This window comes from Halomonas sp. (assembly GCF_014859505.1).
Lineage (GTDB): Bacteria > Pseudomonadota > Gammaproteobacteria > Pseudomonadales > Halomonadaceae > Halomonas.
On sequence record NZ_JACUUD010000257.1, the window covers coordinates 1 to 1,641 of the forward strand.

At 68.0% G+C, this 1,641-nt stretch carries 2 protein-coding genes; both read left to right on the forward strand.

Annotated elements, in window-relative coordinates; all coding sequences use genetic code 11:
• A partial coding sequence (locus IBX53_RS16070) for a type II secretion system F family protein (RefSeq protein WP_290911379.1) occupies positions 1-393 on the forward strand: 393 nt, incomplete at its 5' end.
• Between the two features lie 457 nt (positions 394-850).
• The coding region (locus IBX53_RS16075) for an A24 family peptidase (protein ID WP_290911382.1) at positions 851-1,641 on the forward strand (791 nt) is incomplete at its 3' end.

Genomic DNA, 1,641 nt, shown 5'->3' on the forward strand with positions numbered 1-1,641 from the left:
TCGCGCACCCTGGCCACCACCTTCGGCGCCGGCGTGCCGCTGGTGGAGGCCCTGGACACCGCCGCCGGCGCCACCGGCAACAAGGTCTACGAACGCGCGGTGGAGCAGGTCCGCGAGGACGTGGCCACCGGCCAGCAGCTTGCCTTCGCCATGCGCATGACCGAGCGCTTCCCGACGCTCGCCGTGCAGATGGTCGGCATCGGCGAGGAGGCGGGCTCCCTGGACGCCATGCTCAACCGGGTGGCGGACTACTACGAGGAGGAGGTCGACAACATGGTCGACACCCTCACCTCATTGCTCGAGCCCTTCATCATCGTGGTGCTCGGCGTGCTGGTGGGCGGGCTGGTCATCTCCATGTACCTGCCGATCTTCGAGCTGGGCTCGGTGATCTGAGGACAAGCTGGCCGGAGCGACTGGTGGGCGCTGGGCTTTGCGGGCGGTTCGACGCTTCGACGAATGGTTGAGTTGCCAAGGCTTGCGACCACTGGTGGGAGATCGGCTCCGCCCGCGGTTCGACGCTTCGACGAATGGCTGAGTTGCCAAGGCTTGTGACCACTGGTGGGAGCTGGGCTCCGCCCGGCGAATGGCGGCGAAGCCGCCCGGCGGTGTTACCGGACGATACTGTGGTCCCAGCCTATTCGCCCCGCAAAGCGTGGCTCCCACCAGTCGCAACAGCCAAGGTGGTAGCTGGGTATCCACCAGAAGGAACAGGCCCCTGTGGTAATGGTTTTGCCTCGTTGGCTTGTGACCACTGGTAGGAGCTGGGCTCCGCCCGGCGAATGGCGCCGCAGGCGCCCGGCGGTGTTGCTGCCACCAGGCCAAATTTCGATAACTCAAGGAACGCGTTTTGATGGATCTACCCTCTCCCCTGCTCTGGCCGCTGGCGGCCTTCATCGGCCTCTGCCTGGGCAGCTTTCTCAACGTGGTGATCGTGCGCCTGCCGGTGATGCTGATGCTGGGCTGGCGGGCCGAGGCCCGCGAGGCGCTGGAGCTGCCCGAAGAGGAGCAGGCCCGCTTCAACCTGGCCACGCCCCGCTCGATGTGCCCGAGCTGCGAGGCCGCCATCGCCTGGCACGACAACCTGCCGGTGGTGGGCTGGCTCAAGCGCCGCGGGCGCTGCGCGAACTGCGATGCGGCCATCAGCCCCCAGTACCCGCTGGTGGAGCTGGCCGGCGGGGCGCTGACGCTCGCCGTGGTGGCGCTGTTCGGGCCGAGCTGGCAGGGGCTCTTCGTGCTGGGGGCCTGCCTTTCACTGCTCGCCATGGCGGTGATCGACCTGCGCACCCAGCTCTTGCCGGACATCCTCACCCTGCCGCTGCTGTGGGCGGGGCTGCTCTACCAGCTGCTGTTCCAGCCGCTATTGCTGCCGAGCGCAGTGATCGGCGCCATGGCGGGGTATCTCGCGCTGTGGAGCTTCTACTGGGCCTTCAAGCTGCTCACCGGCAAGGAGGGTATGGGCTATGGCGACTTCAAGCTGCTGGCCGCCCTGGGCGCCTGGATGGGCTGGCAGTACCTGCCGCTGCTGCTGATCCTCTCCGCGGGGATCGGCGCCATCATCGGCATCCTGATGCAGTTGGCGGTGCCGCGGCTGCGCGGCGCCCCCATGCCCTTCGGGCCCTACCTGGCCCTCGCCGGCTGGGT